A 15,789-nucleotide genomic window follows, 5' to 3' on the forward strand; every position below is an offset into this window, starting at 1 on the left:
TCATCGTACACCGCACCATACTCGGGCCGGCGCGAAAAAGCCGGCCCGAGGGGCCGGCTCTTGCGGTATCCCGATAGCGCCGATCTCAGTCGATCTTCTCGCCGGGATAGACGCCCCACAGCTTCACCTGCTCGATGAAGCCGTCGAATCCATCGCCGTAGAAATGGCACCAGGTGCCGTCGCAATCGCCGACCTGGCCGAGCACGCCGGGCTCGACCCGCGCCGCCACCCGCCCCTGCGCGTCGCGGCCGCTGTAGAGCGCCGTCGCCCCATCCTTCAGCCACGGCCCGACCAGCGCGGTGCGCCGGCTCGACAGCATGGAATGGTAGACCCAGCCCTCGGCGCCATCGGAATCGCGGATGCGCCGCCAGGTCTCGAATTCCGCCGTGACTTCAACGGGCAAGCCGGCGCGGGTGAACACCCAGGCGACCGAGTGGTCGCGCGAGGGGCCGGCGCGCACATTCACCTTGTCGGCCTTGATGGAAAGGAATCGCGGCACCGGCAACCCGCTCTCGCGCCCGACCTGGCCGGTCGGCGCCGGGGGAGCCGACTGCGCCTGCGCATGCGACAACGTCTTGTAAATGAAAGGTTCTGCGGCAAGCAGCGCCACCGCTGCCAGTCCGAGGACCAGATAACCGGCCTTATAGCGGGCCTTGGCGCCTCGAAGCTTCGCACCGTCTCGAAGCCTGCAAATCCGCATCGTTCCTATCACCTGTTGATCGCCCGACCTGTTGCCTGCCGAAGGAAATCCGGCCGACGGCGCGCGCACGCCTGCACCGCGAATGGGTGCTTTTTGTGTTTCGCCGACCCGTCTGCTAATGAGGCACACGGTTCCGGTCGGGCACCATTTTCCGCCTTTGACGTTAACGGGACCTTGATCGCGACGGGGATTGGAATGGCCCGCAAGAAGCCGCTGGTCGTAGTGACCCGCAAGCTGCCCGACAAGATCGAAACCCGCATGCGCGAGCTGTTCGACGCCCGGCTGAATGTCGAGGACGTGCCGATGACGCAGGCGCAGCTCGCCGAGGCCGTCGCCACGGCCGATGTGCTGGTTCCCGCCATCGGCGACCGCATCGATGCCGCGGTGATCGCCCAGGCGGGCCCGAATCTCAAGCTGATCGCCAATTTCGGCAATGGCGTCGACCATATCGACGTCATTGCGGCGGTCGAGCGCGGCATCACCATCACCAATACTCCGGGCGTCCTCACCGAGGATACCGCCGACATGACCATGGCGCTGATTCTCGCGGTGCCACGGCGACTTACCGAGGGTGCGTCGCTCATCATCCGCGACGAGGGCGTCTGGCCCGGCTGGTCGCCGACCTGGATGCTCGGCCACCGGATCTGGGGCAAGCGGCTCGGAATCATCGGCATGGGGCGCATCGGCCAGGCGGTGGCGCGCCGCGCCAAGGCCTTCGGCCTGCAGATCCACTACCACAACCGCAATCCCCTGCCCTCCCACATCGAGGACGAGCTCGAGGCCACCTATTGGGACAGCCTCGACCAGATGCTGGCGCGCATGGACATCCTGTCGGTGAACTGCCCGCACACCCCGGCGACCTACCACCTGCTCTCCGCCCGTCGGCTGAAGCTGGTGCGGCGCGACGCCTATATCGTCAACACCGCCCGCGGCGAGGTGATCGACGAGCATGCGCTCATCCGCATGATCGAGACCGGCGAACTCGCCGGTGCCGGCCTCGACGTGTTCGAGCGCGAGCCGGCGGTCAGCCCCAAGCTGCTCAAGCTCGCCCGGCAGGGCAAGGTGGTGCTGCTGCCGCATATGGGCTCGGCCACCGTCGAGGCCCGCATCGACACCGGCGAGAAGGTCATCGTCAATATCCGCGCCTTCATGGACGGCCACCGCCCGCCCGACCGGGTGCTGCCGGCAATGCTGTGAGCCGGCCGGATCGCCGCCGCCGGCTCGCGCCGCGGCCGGTCAGCGGCGGTGGCACGACAGGTCGGTGATGGTCGGTGCGTTGCCGGTCAAGGGGTTGTCCGGGTCCCAGCCATAGCTGAGCGTCTCGAAGCGCATGGACATCGTGTCGATCATCAGCAGGCGCCCCACCAGGCCCTCGCCGAAACCGGCAATGGCGCGGACCGCCTCCAGCGCCACCAGCGAGCCGGCGATTCCCGCCACTGCGCCGAGGATTCCCGCCTCGGCGCAGCTCGGCACCGTGCCGGCCGGCGGCGGTTCGGGGAACAGGCAGCGATAGGTCGGATAGGGCGTGCCGTCCGGCCCGCGCTCATGCGCGCGCAGCGTCGTCACCGTGGCGTCGAAGCGCCCGAGCGCCGCCGTCACCAGCGGCTTGCCGGCGAGCACGCAGGCATCCGACACCAGATAGCGGGTGGAGAAATTGTCGGAGCCGTCGATCACCACGTCGGCCTCGGCGATCAGGCCGAGCGCATTGTCGGCGGTGAGCCGCACCGGCTCGCCGCGAAAGACGACATGCGGGTTCAGCGCCGCGACGAAGGCTTCGGCGCTGTCGGTCTTCAGCCGGCCCACCGCCTCGGTGGTGTGGATGACCTGCCGCTGCAGATTGGAGAGCGAAACGACATCGTCATCGACCACGACTAGGCGACCAATGCCGGCGGCAGCGAGATAGAGCAAGGCCGGCGCGCCAAGCCCCCCGGCGCCGATCACCAGCACGCTGGCCTTCTTGAGCTTCTGCTGTCCCGGACCGCCGATTTCGCCGAGCACGAGATGACGGGCATAGCGTTCGATCTCCTCCGGGGAGAAGAACGGCTTGCGCGGGGCGGCGATCGGCGCATCGGTGCTCATGACTGCCGCTATATAGCAACCGTACGGCTCGGTGCCATATGGTCGGCAGCCGAAGTCGCGGGCATTTCGCGTATAGGGTACCGGCACATGTTGCCCGTGCGCGAGCATTCGACTAAGAAGGCGACGTCCGGCATGAACCATGCCGCTGGCACCCGTAGCTCAGCTGGATAGAGCGCTGCCCTCCGAAGGCAGAGGTCGCACGTTCGAATCGTGCCGGGTGCGCCATTTCAGTACAGAACTATGAACGCCGAAGACCGCCGATTTCCCGCTGGAAGCGGCAACGAGCGTTCGCAGCAGTTCTGACTTCGATCCCATAATGCGAACTTCGTCATCCGCACCTCGATGCGCTGAGCAAAAGCGCGCAAGTGATCCCGCCTATAGCCGCCCCCCTTCGAGCCTCAGCCTATCGCGGGCAGCGCCGGCGAATGCGTCGAGCATATCGGGCGTGACAGCTTGACTGAATCGCCCCTAGATTCCTGGACGCCTTCTTCCCTAAATTTGAGGCAAGGAGGCCCCGATGGGCAAAGCGAACTTCACCGAGGACTTCAAGCGCGACGCCGTCCTTCAAGTCACCGAGCGGGGCTATCCGGTTGCGGAGGTGGCTGCGCGGCTGGGGATCAGCAAGTACTCGCTCTACGAGTGGAGGAAGCGGTACGGCAAGCCTGCCTCCGTGGCCCGCGATGACGAACAGGCCGCTGAGGTCCGCCGGCTGAAGCGCGAGCTGCAGCGCGTGACGGAGGAGCGCGACATCCTAAAAAAAAGCGGCCGCGTACTTCGCCAAGGATGCAAAGTGAAGTACGCGTTCATCGCCGAGCATCGCCTGCTGTTTTCGATCCGCGCCATGTGTCGGTGCCTCCGTGTCCAGCCCAGCGGCTTCTACGCCTGGCTGAAGGACCCGCTGAGCAAGCGCGCGCTGGAAGACCACCGACAGACCGAACTGATCCGCGCGGCAGGGAGCGAGAGCGGCAAGATCTATGGCTATCCATTGGCCGACAGGTGATCGCTTGCAATCACCGTAAGGCGCAAGCTCCGCGACGATCTGGCGGACATGGGCGAGAGCTGCTGTCCAAACCGGGGGGCGCGGCTGACGCGGCTCGCCGGCATCCGGGCGCAGATAGGCTACAAGCGCCGCCCCGGCCACTATGGAGGCAAGCCATCCCTGGCGGTCGACAACACGCTCGATCGCCGGTTTGACGCGGAGGCGCCTGACAAGGCCTGGGTGACCGACATCACCTACATCCGCACCCACGAGGGCTTCGCCTATCTGGCGGTCGTGATCGACCTCTTCTCCCGCCGCGTCGTCGGCTGGTCCATGCAGGCCCGACAGACGACCAACGTCGTGCTTCAGGCGTTGCTGGCCGCCGTCTGGCGACGCAAACCGAAGGGCCGTGTGCTGGTGCATTCGGATCAGGGGAGCCAATTCACCAGCATGGAGTGGGCTTCATTCCTGAAACACCACGATCTGCAGCCCTCGATGAGCCGTCGCGGCAACTGCCATGACACGCCGTGGCCGAGAGCTTCTTCAACCTGCTCAAGCGCGAACGTATCCGCCGCAAGGTCTACCGCACGCGCGACGAGGCACGCCGGGACGTGTTCGATTACATCGAGATGTTCTACAACCCCACCCGGAAGCACGCACGGAACGGGATGCTGTCGCCCATCGAGTTCGAACGGCAGCACAAAGCGAAAGCCGAAGGCGTCTAGAAAACTCGGGGCGATTCAGGGCGAGTAACTCCGCTGGTGGATAATCGCTTCGCACAAGCCTGAGGAACCGGCAGTTGAGGCCATGGGCCGAGGCTAAGTGGTCCATTGTGCACCATTGCCAAGATCGGCAAGCGATGGACGAACTCTCCATGGCCCGGTCGCCGCTTCGAAAGCCGACGCCACGCGGAATACCGTCAGGTCATCATAGGCCGGACCGACGATCTGCATTCCGGTCGGCACGCCGGTTTCCCCGTCCCAGCCTGTCGGCACCGACATAGCTGGGCATGTGCCGACCATGTTAAAGGGATAGGTCAGGAACCAGCCGTGAAACGGCGTGACCGGCTTTCCCTCGATAAAGAGCGGCTCCTCGCTGCTGCGGTCGGCCGCGATCTTCGTTGTTGCGGTGGTGGGGCAGATCAACGCATCATGGCGCTCGAACAATTCCGCCAGCGTGGCGTACATCTTCTGTCGGACGAGATTGAGCCGATAGAATGTCACGAGATCTCGGCTCTTTCCCTCCTCGAGGATCTTGACCACAAAAGGATCGAGTTCTTCGCGGTGCTGCGGAAGCAGGTCGCCCGCAAGCGCATTGAAAACGCCCTGCCAACGGATGTTCCAGGCTTCCTCGACCTCATGCGTCCATCCGATGTCCACCTCTTCGACGACGGCGCCCAGCGAACGCAGCACGACAGCGGCATTTTCGAGGTTCTTTCGGACCTCGCCGTCTACGGCGAAATAGCCGAGGTTTGCCGACAGGGCGATCTTCATGCCCTCGATGCCGTCAAAGGTTTCGGGAATGACCACCTTTTCCCGTAAGGACGACATGTCGGCGGGATGCTGGCCGGACATGACATTCTGCATCAGCCCTGCGTCGCCTACGCTGCGGGTGATCGGACCGTAGTGAAGCAGCCATTCGTTCGGATGCTCCCGGTCGACTGGGTTGCGCCCCCACGGAGGCTTGTAACCGAACAGGCCGTTCATTGATGCGGGCAGCCGGATCGAGCCGCCGCCATCCGTTCCATCCGCCACCGTCGTATAGCCTGCCGCCAGCGCCGCACCGTTGCCTCCCGATGAGCCGCCGCAGGAATAGGCCGGATTCCAAGGATTGCGCGTCGCCCCCCATAAGGGTGAGTTGGTGACGCCGGCATGGGCGAATTCCGGCGTCGTCGTCCGGCAGTGCATGATGGCGCCGGCGGCGAGAAGGCGTTCGACCGTCGGCGCGGTCTGATCCGGCACGAAGTCACTGAATACCCGCGATCCGTATGTGGTGATCTTGCCGGCAACGGAATGCCAGTCCTTGATCGTGCAGGTTATGCCCTCCAGGGGGCGCACCTCCTCTCCGCGCACATATTTTCGCTCGGCGGCTCGCGCCTGCTCCAGTGCTTCGTCGAAATAGGTAAAGGTCAGGGCATTCAGCACCGGCTCACAGGCTTCGATCCGGTCGATCTGTGCCTTCAGAAGCTCGACCGGCGAAAGCATTTTCGCCTTGAACAGGGCGATGGCTTCTTTGGCCGTCAGATATGTGACGTCATCTTCAAGGGTAGTCATTCGTGTCCCCTCATTCCGTTTCTTGTGCAGACATCCGCAAGGTCGGCGCGGCTGCGCCGACCGTCTCGTCAGGATTCCTTCGAGAGGATGTTGGAGACCCGCCTATTCTCCGGACAGGTGTTCGGCTTGCAGGATCTCGGGAATGGCCTCGCACTTCGGAATGTCCTTGAAGACGGCGAAGCTGCTCGGCGTCGCCGGCATCATGGGGAAGTTGAACTGACACTTCGGACAGGGTTCGGCGAGCGTCTTCTGCTCCTCCTGCAACTCATAAGGCTTGTCCTCGACGAGGCCGCAGCAGGGACACACGCGCAACAGCCGCGTACTGGTCAATTCGAAGTTAGTGATGATGTCTTCCATGATGGCGCCGCGCGCGGCCCATTCCTTGGCGTATTTGTGGTAGATGTTCATATGCCAATCCCGCAGCGACTGGCGGCTGATCCAGAAGCTGACTTCATTGAACCAACCCGGATCTTCCGGATGCACCCACCAGGTGAGGTGCAGAAAACCTGGCATCTTCATGAGGTGATTGCGGGTGTCGGCGAAGATAACCTTGAACTTTTCGTAACCGTCCGGGCTCGAAAACCTTACCCGTTGCATGCTGAGATAAATGGACATTTCTTGCTCCCCTCGCGCTTCCCGGCGCAATCCAATCGACAAGCATGGCCAGATTAGGCTTCATCTGGCGTCTGGATAGTGCCAGAACTTGCGAATCTAATGGTGCCAGACTGGACACCTGTTCACACATCATCCGGGGGACGGAATGGAACTGCTAATCGATGTGGATCGTTCCGATGGTAGGTCATTACAGCAGCAGCTCTATGAAACTCTCCGGCGGCTGATCCTTTCCGGATCGCTCAAGGCGGGTGACAGACTGCCATCCAGCCGCAACCTCGCCGAACAACTCGACATCGCACGCAATACCGTCACGCTCGCGTACGACCGGCTGGCAGCCGAGGACTACATCGCGGCGCGACCCAAATCCGGAATCTTCGTCAACGATCGGCTCCCCGATGCGACTGTGCTGGTCCGAACTCGCCAGACGGCCTCGATCGGAAAGGGGCAGCGCCTCCGGCTCGGCGCCAATCCTTCGTTCACGGGGCGAGCGCCGATGCTATGGACGGACCGGGCGCTGCGCCCGAAATTCGATTTCTTCGTGGGCCGCCCGCATCCGGACAGCTTTCCGACCAGCTTCTGGAAACGTTCCGTCGCGAGGCATCTCTCTTATGCACGCGGCACGCAGACGGAATACGGCGACCCACTTGGGCTTCCCGCGCTGCGCGAGGCCATCGCAAACCATCTCAGGGCGACACGCGGGATCAAGGCGCAGGCGGACCAGATCATTGTCACCTCCGGTATCCAGGGAGCGCTCAATCTCCTTGCCCGCGTCTTCCTGAGTGGCCGCGCACATTCGAGCGTCGCGATCGAGAACCCCGCCTATCAGGGGGCTGCCTTTCTTTTCAACAGCTACGGAGCCCGTCTGCGCCCCATTGAGGTCGACGAGTTCGGGCTCATAGTATCGCAACTCGAGGATTTCGGCGGCAGCCTGGTCTATGTGACGCCGTCCCATCAATTTCCAACTGGTTACACGATGAGCCTCGACCGTAGGCTGCATTTGCTTGACTGGGCCTATCGGACCGGCGCCTATATCATCGAGGACGATTACGACAGCGACTTCCGTTATGACGGCCCGCCGCTCACCGCGCTCGCGGGTCTGGATCGAAGGGGGGCCGTCATCTACCTCGGGACCTTCTCCAAATCGATCGGAGCGAGCATCCGGATCGGCTATGCCGTTCTTCCGCGCCATCTCCTCGATCAGGCCCGCATCGTGAAGTCCCTGCTTGATAACGGCGCGCCCTGGCTTGAGCAGGCGGTAATCACCGACTTCCTGAACGAGGGTGCTTTTATCCGGCATCTTCGCCGTATCCGGCGCTCCTACATGTCGAGCAGGGACGCCTTGACCAAAGCGGTCGGGCGCCATTTTCCGAAGAGCGTTCTGTCCGGAGGCGAAGGCGGAATGCATATGATGTGGACCCTGCCGCCCGGAATGCCGCCGCCAGCCGATGTCCGGCAGTTCGCGGCGCTATGTGACGTCGGCCTCTACCCTCTCTCCGCCGCAGCCGCCTATGAGCAGGGTAATCGCAAACGTTTCACCGAGCGATCCCTCGTCGTCGGCTACACCGCCTTGTCGGGCGCGGAGATCGACGAGGCCATGAGCCGCCTGGCTACTCAGCTATGTCGGCATTGATCCCTGTTCCTATATTATGCGACTGGCAATGCTGATGCCCTCCTAGTGAGATGGACCTGCTGCTTCCCTCCTCGAGGTACGCACAAGAGGATTATCGATGAACGTGATCATGTCTTCGATCGATGCTCCAGCGCCGCTTGAGCGAATAGGCCGCCGGTCGTGCCGGATGTTCGACATCATGAACAGAAGATCGTCGGCTCCGCGCAGAACCGGCTTGTGTTCGACCTGACCTCGTGCTCCCTCAGCACCGAGATGATCTGCTCCTCGCTGAAACGGCTGCGCCGCATGGTCCTTCTCCCAAACGAAGGACCCAACTTGTGAATAAGCGCGGAGATTGGACCCCGGCCATAAATGGCCTAACTCCTTCATTCAGCACATAAATTCCGGAGATGGCTGGGGTCTCGATCGGCGCCGATCGGGACCCCAGGCGACATAAGATTCTCGAAGAAAATTCAATGCGTTGAAAGCCATCTGTGGTGGGGTCCCGCTTGGACGCTTATTCACAGCCACTGAAGCGGCCTGCCGTGTGACAGGGAGCCTGCCGAGCGAGGACCTGAGGCAGCGACTTGCCGCAGCAATTATGGAAGGAGCGGAATCCGACCTCGGCAATAAGGACGACTTGATCGACTTCGCCCTGCGGTCATTGCCCGAGTTTCGTCGGCAAATGGCGAGCTAGCTGCACGGTTCATGGCCGCTTGCTCCAGTCCTTGGCATCCTTGTCGGAGGCAAGGAATGCTTCTGGCTCCGTCCGTCCGCGATGCGTGCAGCGCAGCCGTGCTACGAATTCTGCAACGCGCTCGGCGGGATCCGCACCGATCTCAATCAGTATCTTACGGTCGCCCATCCGGCGGCGGCCACAGCGACATTCCACGCACAGCCATGCCGAAAGGGCGCCCACATGGACGTTGAGGCCGCTCATCGTTTCCTCCCATCCGGATAATAGTGCAACCAATGGCGGCCGTGACCGCGCTTCGTCGGATCGAACGGCAAAGCACCGAACCGTTCGCCAAAGGCGGCCGCATCCTCCGGAATCCTAGCAAACTATCCCGCCACGATAGGCAGTGCCGATACGCCTACGCTCGAACGCCATCATCAAGTCGACCGGGCGCGCGTAATCCGACGTACCACTACGCCCCCGAGAAGAACTTCCAACAAGGCCGCAATAAGAGAAAGCTCACCCTGCCACCGAGGCCGAACAATCCAGGTACGGTCATTGGCTGCAAGATTGCGACGATCTTCTGGGTCCCGAGGAAAAAGAGGCATGCCAGGAACTCGGGCCGATCTATGCAGCGCGTTGCGCGCAGACCGGCACTGAACGCATTCAGCGTGACGGAGGAGAGCAAGAATCGCGCATAAGCAGACGGGCCCCCACGCGGAGCTCGCGCCCCGCGTCTCCGCCCGGCAACGGCTGGTTCAGACGCTTCATCAGTCCGTCGACGGCCAGGTCGGCGATAGCCTGGGCTCCGTTGTCGATGACGCTGATCGCGGGCTTCTGCCACCGGAACCAGGGCACATCCTCGTAGCACAGCAGCGACAGCTGCTCAGGTACCTTCACATCGTGCTCGGACAGATAGCCCAACACCCCCAATGAGGCTTCGTGATTGGCAACGAAGAGCGCGGTGGGCGGATCGCCGAGCGCTAGCAACTGCTCACAAGCTTTGACGCCGGTCTCGGGCACATAGGAACCGGCGACGATCAAGGATTCGTCGGGCTTAATTCCGTGCTCTCGCAGCGCATTGAGATGGCCGGCGAGACGCTCTCTACCGGAATTGCTGTTGCTCCTGCCAACGATGAAGCCGATCCGCTTGTGCCCGAGCTCCAGCAGATATTTGGTACCCGCATGGGCGCCGTCGACATCGGCTTGGAGGATGGTTTCAAGCTCCGCCTCGCCCGCGGCGCGGATCACCGCGACAATCGGCACACCCGAGCGTTCAATGCGGGCGAGGAGCGGTCCGTTCTGACCGGTGGGAACGATGATCAACCCCTCCGCCCGGTAATCCTCGATGGTCGCCAGGAAGCGGGCCTCCTGCTCGGCATTGTCTTCGGTGATGCACAGAATGAGCTGATATCCCGCCGCTCCGAGACGGCGCTGCGCCGTCTCCGCCAACAAGCGATAGGAGGTGGCGACCAGATTATGGACGATAAGGCCGACAAGTCGCGAGCTCTGCGTCTTGAGCCCTCGCGCCAGGGTGTTCGGCCGGTAGTTGAGCGCCTCAGCCGCTTCACGGACGCGTTGTTCGGTTTGCTCGTTCACAGGGCCGCGGCCGGACAGCGCACGCGAGGCCGTCGTTATCGACACCTTGGCCAATTGCGCCACGTCGCGCAATGTCCCGGTTCGGATCGCCGTCCCGTCGGAGATTCCCTCATCCATCGAAAATACTCACCTCTCGCACCAGCTGTCACTGGCGCACTCCATGCCGGAACGATCCGTGGACCGGCGTATCATTTAACGGGAGACGAAACTCAACTGGTCCAAAGTACATGGGTGTCCTTGATGGCTCCATTTCCCAACTATCCCGACAAGTCTCTAATAGCCGGCGTCGCTGTTGGTGACATTTGCAACTGGTTCCCCCGCTTCGATTCGACGAATGGCCTGGGCGGCGGCGGGTGCCCCCCAACTCGGCTGTACATCGCCAGCTATATGCGGGGTGAGCGTGATGCGCGGATGGGTCCAGAACAGCGAATTGCGCGGCAAGGGCTCGGTTTCGAAGACGTCGAGCACGGCCTCGGCAAGATGTTCCGTATCGAGCGCGTGTAGAAGCGCGGCTTCGTCGACAAGCGGACCACGTCCGATATTGATGAAGAGCCCGCCCACGGGCATGGCCGCGAAGGCCGCAGCGTCGAGCAATCGCGTCGTTTCCAGCGTCAGCGGCAGAACACAGATCACGACGTCGGAGCGCTGCAGGAAGCCGTGCAGTTGGGCTGAACCCACATAGGTTGGGAAAGGCAGGGTCTTCCCGGACCGGGACCAGCCGGCAACGTCGAATCCCATCCCATGGAAGGTCGAGGCGATCTCGGCGCCGATCGCCCCGAGGCCCATGACCCCGACGCGCCGCTCCGGAGCAAGCGGACAGGCATGGGCTTTCCAGACGCGCTCGCGCTGCTGGCGCTGATACACGTCGAAGCCGCGGTGGAACCGGAGAGCGTGATAGAGCACGTACTCGGTCAACTGCCGGGCAAGCGGGCGGCCGGTCGAGCGGATGACCGGTATGTCGGGCGGCAGGGACGGATCGTTCCGCAGGTGGTCGATCCCTGCGGCGAGCGATACGATTGCCTTGAGGTTGGGGTAGGAAGCGAAGAATCCGGGCATGGGACGCCAGACCAGCGCATAGCGGATGTCCGCAGGCGCCGGTATGTCCGGCCAGATATGCACATCCCATGCGCCCAGATCCCGAAGCAGAAGCCGCTTCCATTCCGCAGCCGTCTGTTCGGACGTCGTCTTGATGAGCACGGCCATTCCGTTTCCTGACATGTCGGTTCGGTTTCAGCCGATCCTGGACCGCAGGCGCTCGGTTCGGGCGCGCAGGAGCTCGGAGACCAGCAGCAGGAGCGAAGTGAGCACGATCAGCGTCGTGGACACCGCGGCGATGGTTGGATCAACCTCGAAACGGATGCTGTCCCACATCTTGCGCGGCAAGGTGAGCGCCGTCGAACTGGAGATGAACAGGGCTATGATCAGCTCATCGAACGAGGTGATGAAGGCGAACAGCGCGCCCGACAGGATACCCGGACGCACGATGGGAAAGGTGACCTGCCAGAATGTCGCCCATTCGCTGGCGCCGAGATTCATCGCCGCCCATTCCAGCCGCCGGTCATAGCCGACGAGCGTCGCGCTGACGCTGGTGACCACGAACGGTATGGCGAGGCATGTCTGCGCGATGATCAGTCCGAAGACGCTGCTGCCGAGACCGATCCGCACATAGGCCGAGTACATGCCGATGGCGATGATGATGGTCGGCACCACCAATGGCGAAATCACCAGTGCCATGACCAGCGACTTGCCCGGAAAGCTTGCCCGCACCAGTCCGAACGAGGCGAGCGTGCCGAGCGTGGTCGCGAGCACCACCACGGCCGCGCCCACATAGAGACTGAGCCCCGCTGCAGACAGCCAGTCATAGCGATGCAGCAGCTGCGCGTACCATTGGAGGCTATATCCCGGCGGGGGGAAGGTCAGATAGGGCGCCGAGGAAAACGATACCGGAATCACAATCAGGATCGGCGCGATGAGGAACAGCAGCACCAGGGCCGTACTGCCATAGAGCAGGATGGAACCGAGGCTGAGGCATCCGGACTTCGGGTGGTGGGTCATGATGGGTCCTCAACGGGTGAAGCCGGCGACGATGCGGTTGGCGCCGAGGAGCCTTGCCCCGACGAACACCATCAGCAGCGTCAGGATGAGAAGGGCACCTGCCAGAGCGGAGGCGAAAGGCCAGTTCGACAAGTCGACCTGCTGCTGGATCAGCATCGAAACGACCAGATCGGCGGGGCTTCCGACAAGCGCGGGCGTAATGAACATCCCGAGGCAGAGGATGAAGACCAACAGGCAGCCAGCCATGATGCCGGGCATGGCGAGTGGCAGCACCACCTGGGTAAAAACCGCGAAAGGCCGAGCCCCCATGCCGAGGGCGGCCCGTATCAGGGTCTCGTCGATCCCCTTCACCACGCTGTAGACCGGCAGGATCATGTACGGGAGCATGATGTGAGCCATGGCTAGGTAGACTGCGAAGGTGGTGTTGAGCATGCGCAGGGGCGCATCGATCACGCCGAGCGCAAGCAGGCTTTGGTTTATCAGTCCGTTCCGACCGAGGATCACCACCCAGGCGAAGGATCGGACGAGCACGCTGGTCCACAGCGGCAGCAGCACCAGGATCATAAGGATGTTGACCGTCCCGCGCGAAAGCTGGCGAAACGCATAAGCAACAGGAACCGACAGGACGAGGCAGATCAGCGTCACGGAGAAACTGATCTTCGTCGTGATCCAGAATGAGTGCACATAGATCGGGTTGCTGAACAGCCGCTCGAAATTGGCGAGCGTCCAGGTCGGCTCGCTCACGCCGCGGCTCAGCATGAGGGCAAGCGGCACGGCATAGAAGGCGAGCATGAAGAGAGAGAGCGGCCCGATGGTCGACAGAACGAAAAGCTGCTGACGGTCCATGCGTGAGAAAACCCGGGCGGGCCGCGTGATGGGGGCGAGTCGAACGATGCTCATAGCAGGATCGTGTCTTCCAGATGCCATTCGATCATGACGGTTTCGCCGGGCAGCGGCGGACGCAGGTCATGGCGTTGCAGTTGTCGGAGAATCAGAGGCGAGCTCAGGCCGGTATCGATGACGAACCGCCAGCTTTCACCGGTGAAGACGGCTTCCTGGACGGTGCCGCGCACCAGGTTCATCCGGTCCACCGGCCGCACGACGGCGGTGTGGACGATCCGCATCTTTTGCGGCCGGGTCGCGAGGGTGACGGCAGCGCCCGTGGCGACCGGCGCCTGCGAGACGGCACGCATTACGAAATCCCCGACCCGAACTTCGACAAGCTCGCCGATGGTGCGCGTCACCGTGCCGGAGAAGAAGCTGGATTCTCCTAGGAAGGAGGCCACGAAGGCGTTGGAGGGACGCTCATAAAGCTCCTCCGGCGTGCCGATCTGCTCCACGCGTCCCTGCCGCATGACCGCAACATGGGTCGACATGGTCAGCGCTTCTTCCTGGTCATGGGTAACGTAGACGCAGGTGATGCCGAGATCGGCATGAAGTCGGCGGATTTCGAACTGCATCTCCTCGCGAAGCTGCTTGTCGAGAGCTCCGAGAGGTTCATCCATCAACAGTACGGGCGGCTTGAACACCAGCGCACGCGCGAGCGCGACACGTTGCTGCTGGCCGCCGGAGAGCTGACGCGGATAGCGGTCGCCATAGTCCGGCAGCCGGATCAGGTCGAGCGCTCCCGCCACCTCACGGGCGATGTCGGCCTTGCTGTGGCGGCGCTGCCGCAGCGGAAAGGCGATGTTCTCCGCCACGGTCATGTGCGGGAAGAGCGCGTAGGACTGAAACACCATGCCGATGTTACGCCTGTAAGGCGGCAGTCGGACGATGGGCTGCCCGTCGATCAGGATTTCGCCCTCGGTCGGCATGATGAAGCCGGCGATCATCATCAGCGTGGTGGTCTTTCCCGAGCCGCTCGGCCCCACGAAGGAGACGAAGTCGCCGGCCCCGATCTCCAGAGAGACGGAGTTCACCGCGCCGAGCCCTCCGAATTGCTTCTTGAGCTGAGAGAGTGAGATCGCCGCGCCACTCCGATGAGGTGGCGCATGGGCCGCGGCGTTGGCATGCATTGCGCCTGCATCGCGCCTCAGGCTCGAACCCAGCTGCATGGAAGGCCCTCCTTATACGGGCGCAAAGCCCAGTTCGGGTCAATGCAACATGCCTTACAATCGTTTGCAACAACCAACCTCGCAAGCGCTTCGATGGCAGGGAATTTTTCGTAAAAATGCATACATATTATGCATGTTGTCTATTTTTTCGACCATATAACACAAAAATTGGCCCAAATGGCCCCCTTGTAGGTCCAAAATTTTTATGGCAACGTTTGCATATCAAGTTGATGACAGGGCCGTTACGATGAATATCTCCGATCAGGAGCACTTGGCACGAGTCGATCTCGCGGCCTGCTATCGTCTTGTTGCGCTATACGGAATGACCGATCAGATCTACACGCATATTTCGGCTCGTGTACCGGGGACGGATGACCAGTTCCTGATCAATCCGTATGGCCAGCTGTTCCACGAAATCACGGCCTCTTCGCTGGTCAAGGTCGACATAAACGGACGCGTCATCGGCGAGACGACCCATGACGTGAACGCGGCCGGGTTCACGATCCACAGCGCGGTCCATTCGGCCCGTCACGATGCCACCTGCGTCATCCATACCCACACGACCGCGGGCATGGCGGTGTCGACCCTCAAGGACGGGCTGATGCCGATCACCCAGCATGCTCTGCTGTTCTATGGCGATATCGGCTACCACGACTATGAGGGCATCGCCCTCGATCTTGAGGAGCGGGAGCGGATCATCGCGGATCTTGGCCAGAGCAGCGCGCTCATCTTGCGCAATCACGGCCTGCTGACGGTGGGGCGCACGGTCGCCGAAGCCTTCAACCGCGTCTACCATCTGGAGCGCGCCTGCCAGGCTCAGATCGCCGCATTGAGCTGTGGCGTCCCGATCACCGTACCGTCCGAGGCGGTGCGTCAGCGGACGGCTTTGCAGTCCAAGGGTAACGGGCAGCCCATCGGCAGCAAGGGCTGGCCCGCCCTGCTTCGCCTGCTCGACAGCCAGGACAGCTCCTACAGGAACTAGTGCCGCTCGGCCGCGGGCTCTCATCCTGATGCGCCGATGACGGCTCTCGTGAAGCCGCGCGCCTTCCTTGCAATTAGGCGGACTGGCCATCCGGTCGCCGCTAGAAGGCCGGCTTTCACCGCCCTATGCGGTGGGAGCTCGAGATCCGGCTGGTGTCGGGGATATCCG

General features: G+C 62.6%; 13 protein-coding genes, 1 tRNA gene and 1 pseudogene. 5 read left to right on the forward strand and 10 right to left on the reverse strand.

The features are described from left to right. Positions 1-85: 85 nt before the first annotated feature. Positions 86-571: an SH3 domain-containing protein gene (locus tag AC1RU4_RS24945; protein ID WP_492894404.1), complete on the reverse strand. Its 486-nt coding sequence runs from the start codon at positions 569-571 to the stop codon at positions 86-88. A 324-nt stretch (positions 572-895) separates the two neighbouring features. Here AC1RU4_RS24945 and AC1RU4_RS24950 point away from each other — a divergent pair, with 324 nt between their 5' ends. Beyond that, positions 896-1,897, forward strand: coding sequence for a 2-hydroxyacid dehydrogenase (locus AC1RU4_RS24950; protein ID WP_492894349.1), 1,002 nt, complete (start codon positions 896-898; stop codon positions 1,895-1,897). Between the two features lie 39 nt (positions 1,898-1,936). Here AC1RU4_RS24950 and AC1RU4_RS24955 read toward each other — a convergent pair whose 3' ends face one another. Further along, positions 1,937-2,779 (reverse strand): HesA/MoeB/ThiF family protein, encoded by an 843-nt coding sequence (locus tag AC1RU4_RS24955; RefSeq protein WP_492894351.1) that lies wholly within the window; start codon positions 2,777-2,779, stop codon positions 1,937-1,939. 148 nt (positions 2,780-2,927) lie between these two features. Here AC1RU4_RS24955 and AC1RU4_RS24960 point away from each other — a divergent pair. Next, positions 2,928-3,004, forward strand: a tRNA-Arg gene (locus AC1RU4_RS24960). A gap of 292 nt (positions 3,005-3,296) precedes the next feature. Beyond that, positions 3,297-4,483: pseudogene (locus AC1RU4_RS24965) on the forward strand (IS3 family transposase). A gap of 93 nt (positions 4,484-4,576) precedes the next feature. On the opposite strand, the gene AC1RU4_RS24970 reads toward AC1RU4_RS24965, so the two are convergent. Continuing rightward, positions 4,577-6,031, reverse strand: coding sequence for an amidase (locus tag AC1RU4_RS24970; RefSeq protein ID WP_492894352.1), 1,455 nt, complete (start codon positions 6,029-6,031; stop codon positions 4,577-4,579). A gap of 102 nt (positions 6,032-6,133) precedes the next feature. Next, positions 6,134-6,646, reverse strand: coding sequence for an antibiotic biosynthesis monooxygenase family protein (locus AC1RU4_RS24975; protein WP_492894354.1), 513 nt, complete (start codon positions 6,644-6,646; stop codon positions 6,134-6,136). A gap of 145 nt (positions 6,647-6,791) precedes the next feature. Between AC1RU4_RS24975 and pdxR the strand changes: the two genes are divergently transcribed. Beyond that, a complete protein-coding gene (gene pdxR / locus AC1RU4_RS24980) occupies positions 6,792-8,276 on the forward strand; it encodes a MocR-like pyridoxine biosynthesis transcription factor PdxR (RefSeq protein WP_492894356.1) in 1,485 nt (494 codons plus the stop codon). Positions 8,277-8,961: 685 nt separating this feature from the next. Here pdxR and AC1RU4_RS24985 read toward each other — a convergent pair. The 6 genes from AC1RU4_RS24985 to AC1RU4_RS25010 all read right to left on the reverse strand — a co-directional run bounded on the left by AC1RU4_RS24985 (position 8,962) and on the right by AC1RU4_RS25010 (position 14,639). Beyond that, positions 8,962-9,195 (reverse strand): hypothetical protein, encoded by a 234-nt coding sequence (locus tag AC1RU4_RS24985; RefSeq protein ID WP_492894358.1) that lies wholly within the window; start codon positions 9,193-9,195, stop codon positions 8,962-8,964. A gap of 402 nt (positions 9,196-9,597) precedes the next feature. After that, entirely contained in the window at positions 9,598-10,647 is a 1,050-nt protein-coding gene (locus tag AC1RU4_RS24990; RefSeq protein WP_492894360.1) for a LacI family DNA-binding transcriptional regulator, read from the reverse strand. Between the two features lie 156 nt (positions 10,648-10,803). Next, on the reverse strand, positions 10,804-11,733 hold the full coding sequence (locus AC1RU4_RS24995; protein ID WP_492894362.1) for a 2-hydroxyacid dehydrogenase: 930 nt from the start codon (positions 11,731-11,733) through the stop codon (positions 10,804-10,806). 27 nt (positions 11,734-11,760) lie between these two features. Then, positions 11,761-12,585, reverse strand: coding sequence for an ABC transporter permease (locus AC1RU4_RS25000; RefSeq protein WP_492894364.1), 825 nt, complete (start codon positions 12,583-12,585; stop codon positions 11,761-11,763). Between the two features lie 9 nt (positions 12,586-12,594). Next, on the reverse strand, positions 12,595-13,485 hold the full coding sequence (locus AC1RU4_RS25005; RefSeq protein WP_492894366.1) for an ABC transporter permease: 891 nt from the start codon (positions 13,483-13,485) through the stop codon (positions 12,595-12,597). Beyond that, on the reverse strand, positions 13,482-14,639 hold the full coding sequence (locus AC1RU4_RS25010; protein WP_492894368.1) for an ABC transporter ATP-binding protein: 1,158 nt from the start codon (positions 14,637-14,639) through the stop codon (positions 13,482-13,484). The genes AC1RU4_RS25005 and AC1RU4_RS25010 overlap by 4 nt, the downstream gene beginning before the upstream one ends. Positions 14,640-14,886: 247 nt before the next feature. On the opposite strand from AC1RU4_RS25010, the gene AC1RU4_RS25015 reads away from it, so the two are divergent. Next, positions 14,887-15,621 (forward strand): class II aldolase/adducin family protein, encoded by a 735-nt coding sequence (locus AC1RU4_RS25015; protein ID WP_492894370.1) that lies wholly within the window; start codon positions 14,887-14,889, stop codon positions 15,619-15,621. Positions 15,622-15,789: the final 168 nt, after the last annotated feature.

The organism is Ancylobacter sp. GW821-FHT10E12 (genome assembly GCF_058809335.1).